Consider the following 5320-nt stretch of genomic DNA (forward strand, 5'->3'; position numbering starts at 1 on the left):
GCGTGGTTACCTCCATCGAGCCGGAAATCCTGCTGCTCGATGAGGGCATCGGCGCAGTCGACGCCGCCTTCATGGCCAAGGCCCGCGTGCGCCTGCAGGAGCTGGTTAAGCGCTCCGGCATCCTCGTCTTTGCTTCCCACTCCAATGACTTCCTGGCCCAGCTGTGCAACACTGCGCTGTGGATTGACCACGGCACCGTCCGCTCTGCCGGCGAGGTCTCTGAAGTCGTGGGCCAATACGAAGGCCCCGAGGTAGGCGAATACGTCAAGGACTTGCGCCGCCGCTTCGACAACGAAGACGACTAAGCCCCAAGCATCTCCTTTAACTCACCGGTTACGCCTTCTACTTCGATGGTGTAGCCGGTGTCGTCGTAAAGCCACTGGCATCAATCCGCACAGCAAACGGCGGCCACATCTGTTCTAATTCCATGTCCAAAGCCTATCCCCGGCGCCACGGGTGGCAGAATAGAGCTCATGACTGCCACCTTGAACGCCGCCGGTTCGACGGCCGCCGTAATCGTCACCCACCAGCGCGTGGAACTGCTTCGCGCCTCATTGGAGCAGGTAGCGCACCAAACCCACCCTGTGCAGTGGATCATCGTGGTGGACAATGGGGCCGAGACCGCAGTCGAGGAATTGGTCAATGAGATTGCCGGTGACCGCGCCGTCTACGTTCCTTCCCAGACAAACCTGGGCGGCGCGGGCGGCTTCGCCCTTGGCTTCCTCACGGCTCTTTCGTTGGGCGCCGACGCCGTGTGGTGCGCCGACGACGACGGCCGCCCCGCCGATAAAAACGTGCTCGCAGAGCTCTACCGCGTGGCGGAAGCCAACGGCTTGCACGAGGTCTCCCCTGCCGTGGGCAACATCAACGAACCAGCCCGTCTGGCCTTCCCGCTGCGCCAGGGCCTCGTGTGGCGCCGCTACATGAGCGAGCTCGAGGGAGACTTCCTGCCAGGTATTGCATCGCTTTTCAACGGCGCGCTGATTTCGGCGGAAGCCATGCAGATAATCGGTGTACCGGATTATCGCCTCTTCATCCGTGGCGACGAGGTGGAATACCACCGCCGCCTAGCAGGCTCGGGCCTCAAGTTCGGCACCGCGCTGACCACCAGCTACCTACACCCGGATGGCTCCGACGAGTTCAAGCCGATTCTTGGCGGCAAGATGCACACCCAGTACCCAGACGGCGAGTTCAAGAGGTTCTTTACCTACCGCAACCGCGGCTATCTGCTCTGGCAGCGCGGCATGCGCAAGCTCCTGCCCCAAGAATTCGCGCGCTTTGGTTGGTTCTTCCTCGTCCAAAAACGCGATCCACAAGGCTTTATAGAGTGGCTTCGCCTGCATAACCAGGGCCGCAAGGAAGACTTCCGCCGCCCCTAACTAATCCTCCACCACGAAGGATTTCCGGGTGCGGCGGAAGATCACCCAGCGCTGCACGAAGAAGTTGATGATGGTGGCCGTGCCCTGCGCAAGGACATACGCCGCGACCAGCGCCAACGTGGATGACCAAGCCAGGTCCTCGTCAAAGAAGTTAAAAGCCCGGCGGTAGATCACCATGTTGACCAAATAAGTCAGGGCGTACGTCGCCGCCACTGCCACAAGGCGGCGTTTGGAGGCTTTGGCGTTGAACGTCCAACGGCGATTGAGCAAGTACGCCACGAGCGTGCCAAAGATAAAGCCAACGGTGCGGGCGCCATCTTTATCAAGCAGCCCCAAGCCCAGCTGCAGAAGCCACGTTAGGCCAGCATCAACGATCGCAGAGATTACGCCCGTAATAACAAACTTGGTTCCCTGCGCCTGCAGGGAATTCGAGCGTGAGAGTTTCTCTGCGCTGGTCACCATTAATCTCCCTTAAAGATGAAGATGCGCTGAATGGCAAAGTTGGTTACTGTAGCCACACCCTGCGCGATGACAAACGCGATGGTGTCTTTGACTGCTCCCTCAAAGCCCATAGAAATCAGCGGCTCGTTGAGCACCCAGTACAGAAAGTTCTGTACCGCAAAGGTCGAGGCATACAACGCCGCCACGGCACCCGCAGTACGGCCGGAGACCTGCGCGCCGAAAGTCCAACGCGCATTGGCAACGTACGCAGCGATGGTGCCAAAGACCCAACCGATTGCCTTTGCCGCAGAACGGTGCAGGCCAAAATGGGTCAGCAACAAAGTAAGCCCGTAGTCAATTGCCGCTGTGAACACGCCCACGAATACGAAACGGAAAAGCTGCGTCGCCAGCGAGGTGCGGCGCACCTCGACGTCGCGGGGCGCCGCGTCAGAAGGATTTTTATCAGTCACGGCTAAAAAGCCTACCTGCGCAGTAGGGCACGGTAAATGTCAAGACGATCCACCGGTGCTAGTGCCTCATCCCCATAGGCGCCCACGCTTGCAAGCACAGAAAGCGAAGCGCTACACAACTCGCGTATTTCTTCGCCTGTTAAGAGCTTGCCTTCATCAGAGACCCAACCCAAGGCATCCATCGTGGACTCTGCCACGGAATTGCTAAGCTCCCGCCCGCCCATGCAGGTCAGCGCTAAGACCATGGACCAAAACGAGTCCTGGCCTTCTGCGGTAACTTCCCGCGGCAAAGAATCTAGGACTGATAAAGGCGCGTTTGAATCACTGCGCTCTAAATCGAGCGCCTGCAGCAGCGGCACGAAATCAAAAAGCTTGCTGCGCTGGATGAGCGCACGCACCGGCGGGGTCACGATGTTGAGCACTTCATCGATGGTCTCTTGGCCAGTTAATTGCGCATTGATGGCAGTAAGATCGAAAGGCTGCGTGAAGGCGCCCGATCCGCCTACACACAATGATTCAGGGGTACCGGAATCGCGCGGGTAAATGTCAACCACAACCAGGCTAAAGTCCCACAACCCCCAGGCATAGTCCAGCTGCACGCCCTCACGCCACAAAAACTCGGAGACTTGATGCTTGGGATCGATGCGGGCCCCGCGGGCTTCATGGTGTTCAAAGAAGTGCCACGGCGAATCTTCATCGGGAAGCCCGAAGCAGACTTCGAGCACGTGGTGGAGTTGCTCAAAGGTAAGGGCGTCAGAAAACCCGATTTGGCGGTGGACTTCGACGTCCGCGCTCACGTTGGAAACCTGGCAGATGACGGTGAGGGGCTCGCGGCGCAGGGTCACGATAGAGTTGTCACGCTTGGCGCGTGCCGTACTCAAATCTGTGACCCCGAGGCTCATGGGCCCCACCATACGCAAAGTTGCGGGTCAAAGTTGTGGAGGTAAGCGCGTGAGGCTACGCCGCGCGCTTGGCGATGTCGCGTGCTTCCAGCTCGCTCACCACAAAAAGCAGGCCCGCGCCGATGGCCCCCAGAGTGGTCCATGGCTTCTGCACACCGCGCTTGCGCAGGGGCTTGACCATGGCCTGCGCAACCTTGACGTTGATGAAACCACCGGCGATGAGAACCAGTACCACGGCAACAAATGCTGCCCAGGCCTTCACGTCCATCTCTTGTTCTTGTGCCTGCACCGGCTGCTGTTCTTCCTGCTCGCGCTGTGCATTGGTCACCGCAACCAGCGCGCCGAAGCCCAGAAACGAGCCGATATAAGCGGCGACGAGTGCCTTCTTATTCTTGATCCAATCTGGATAGGAGGTCATAAGGCCCAAAGCCAGCGATTGCGTTATGCGGCCAGACAGGGTGTCATCGAGTGCGTAGCGGTCGACGCGCTCGGTTTCTTGTGCGGAGTCTTGCTCAGTCATGGGGATTACTTTATGCGGCACTAAGCTAAAGCGCATGTACTCCTCAAAGAAAGAGCACCTAACCCCTGCCCAGCGCGCAGCCCAAGACGAACGCGCTGAAGACGACAAGTACAACGGCCACTTCCTGGCCACCGAGCACACCAATCTCCCGCTCGATGGGTTTATGACGCGCCTGATGGCTGAGGAGCTGCCTATCCTCGATTCCACTTCGCGCCGTCGGGTCTATGAGATTCTGCGTTCCTACAAGGGCCCGGAGATTACCTCCCAGGAGCAGCTCCCAGCAGAAATCCGCGAGCTCATGGATCTGTATTAGATCTGTTTTAGAAGGCCAAATCAACACATTCGGGCACGGCCGATGCCCGAACATGTTCCAAATATCACTAACGTCACACACGTCACGTGTCCGTGTTGGTGAGTAGGCTAGGAACGACATATCACGTCGAGTAAAGAGTAAGAGATGGAACTACATACCACCGAAAAGTCCCTGCACGGCTGGGGCCGCACCGCGCCGACGACTGCCCACGTACTGTCCACCGAAGACGTCGAGGTCATCAAGAAGGCCGTCGCCCAGGTTGCAGAAGATAACTCCGACAAACCAGCACACCTGCGCCGCGGCGTCATCGCCCGCGGCATGGGCCGTTCCTACGGTGACCCTGCCCAAAACGGCGGCGGCCTGGTCATCGACATGCAGCCGCTGAACAAGATCCACTCCATCGATCCGGAAACCGCAATCGTCGACGTAGACGGTGGCGTAACCCTGGATCAGCTGATGAAGGCCGCCCTGCCATACGGCCTGTGGGTCCCGGTTCTGCCAGGCACCCGCCAGGTCACCATCGGCGGCGCAATCGGCCCGGATATCCACGGCAAGAACCACCACTCCGCCGGTTCCTTTGGCAACCACGTCACCTCCATGGAGCTGCTCGTGGCAGACGGCCGCGTACTCCACTTGGAACCTAACGGTTCCAAGGATGATCCAGACGGAGAGCTCTTCTGGGCCACCGTCGGCGGCATGGGCCTGACCGGCATCATCCTGCGCGCGCAGATCCGCATGACCAAGACCGAGACCGCCTACTTCATCGCGGACACTGACCGCACCGAGAACCTGGATGAGACCGTAGCCTTCCACTCGGATGGCTCCGAGCACAACTACACCTACTCCTCTGCTTGGTTCGACGTCATCTCCCCAGAGCCAAAGCTCGGCCGCTCCACCATCTCCCGCGGCAGCCTGGCCACCCTGGCGCAGCTCGAAGAGCTCGCACCAAAGCTGGCGAAGGATCCGCTGAAGTTCAACGCTCCACAGCTGATGACGGTGCCGGATATCTTCCCGAACTTCACCATGAACAAGCTCTCCCTGATGGCCATCGGCGAGGCTTACTACCTCATGGGCGCCCCGGCTCGTAACAAGATCAAGAACCTGACGCAGTTCTACCAGCCGCTAGATCTCATCGGCGAGTGGAACCGCGGCTACGGTTCCAACGGCTTCCTGCAGTACCAGTTCGTGGTACCGACCGAGGCGGTTGAGCCTTTCAAGGAGATCATCCGTGACATGCAAAAGTCCGGCCACTACTCCGCACTGAACGTGTTCAAGCTCTTCGGCCCAGGCAACAA

The 5320-nt window shown here is 59.3% G+C and carries 7 protein-coding genes and 1 pseudogene; 4 read left to right on the plus strand and 4 right to left on the minus strand.

What is annotated here, in order from left to right; genetic code table 11:
- Both HMPREF2724_RS02080 and HMPREF2724_RS02085 read left to right on the plus strand, forming a co-directional pair.
- Positions 1 to 305: pseudogene (locus HMPREF2724_RS02080) on the plus strand (ABC transporter ATP-binding protein); the annotation flags it as partial.
- A gap of 168 nt (positions 306 to 473) precedes the next feature.
- Positions 474 to 1379, plus strand: a complete 906-nt coding sequence (locus tag HMPREF2724_RS02085; protein WP_070586916.1) for a galactofuranosyltransferase GlfT1 — start codon at positions 474 to 476, stop codon at positions 1377 to 1379.
- Here the strand turns inward: HMPREF2724_RS02085 and HMPREF2724_RS02090 are convergent, their stop codons facing one another.
- From HMPREF2724_RS02090 to HMPREF2724_RS02105, 4 genes are all read right to left on the minus strand, one after another.
- Positions 1380 to 1841 (minus strand): GtrA family protein, encoded by a 462-nt coding sequence (locus tag HMPREF2724_RS02090; RefSeq protein ID WP_061920000.1) that lies wholly within the window; start codon positions 1839 to 1841, stop codon positions 1380 to 1382.
- Positions 1841 to 2230 carry a GtrA family protein gene (locus HMPREF2724_RS02095; protein WP_061920154.1) on the minus strand — a complete coding sequence of 130 codons (390 nt, stop codon included), beginning with the start codon at positions 2228 to 2230 and terminating at the stop codon, positions 1841 to 1843. The genes HMPREF2724_RS02090 and HMPREF2724_RS02095 overlap by 1 nt, the downstream gene beginning before the upstream one ends.
- 71 nt (positions 2231 to 2301) lie before the next feature.
- Complete coding sequence (locus HMPREF2724_RS02100) at positions 2302 to 3192, minus strand: plasmid pRiA4b ORF-3 family protein (protein ID WP_061919998.1); 891 nt, start codon at positions 3190 to 3192, stop codon at positions 2302 to 2304.
- A 55-nt stretch (positions 3193 to 3247) separates the two neighbouring features.
- Entirely contained in the window at positions 3248 to 3712 is a 465-nt protein-coding gene (locus HMPREF2724_RS02105; RefSeq protein ID WP_061919995.1) for a hypothetical protein, read from the minus strand.
- 34 nt (positions 3713 to 3746) lie between these two features.
- Between HMPREF2724_RS02105 and HMPREF2724_RS02110 the strand changes: the two genes are divergently transcribed.
- Complete coding sequence (locus HMPREF2724_RS02110; RefSeq protein ID WP_061919993.1) at positions 3747 to 4025, plus strand: hypothetical protein; 279 nt, start codon at positions 3747 to 3749, stop codon at positions 4023 to 4025.
- A gap of 144 nt (positions 4026 to 4169) precedes the next feature.
- Positions 4170 to 5320 (plus strand): FAD-binding oxidoreductase (locus HMPREF2724_RS02115; protein ID WP_070586918.1); only part of this gene is annotated, 1151 nt, incomplete at its 3' end.

Source organism: Corynebacterium sp. HMSC071F07, from assembly GCF_001810285.1.
In the GTDB taxonomy this organism is placed as follows: domain Bacteria; phylum Actinomycetota; class Actinomycetes; order Mycobacteriales; family Mycobacteriaceae; genus Corynebacterium; species Corynebacterium simulans.

Excerpts from the sequence above, each read along its gene's own strand:
- HMPREF2724_RS02085 (WP_070586916.1), top strand. The coding sequence starts at position 474 with ATGACTGCCACCTTGAACGCCGCCGGTTCGACGGCCGCCGTAATCGTC.
- HMPREF2724_RS02090 (WP_061920000.1), bottom strand. The coding sequence starts at position 1,841 with ATGGTGACCAGCGCAGAGAAACTCTCACGCTCGAATTCCCTGCAGGCG.
- HMPREF2724_RS02100 (WP_061919998.1), bottom strand. The coding sequence starts at position 3,192 with ATGAGCCTCGGGGTCACAGATTTGAGTACGGCACGCGCCAAGCGTGAC.
- HMPREF2724_RS02105 (WP_061919995.1), bottom strand. The coding sequence starts at position 3,712 with ATGACTGAGCAAGACTCCGCACAAGAAACCGAGCGCGTCGACCGCTAC.
- HMPREF2724_RS02110 (WP_061919993.1), top strand. The coding sequence starts at position 3,747 with ATGTACTCCTCAAAGAAAGAGCACCTAACCCCTGCCCAGCGCGCAGCC.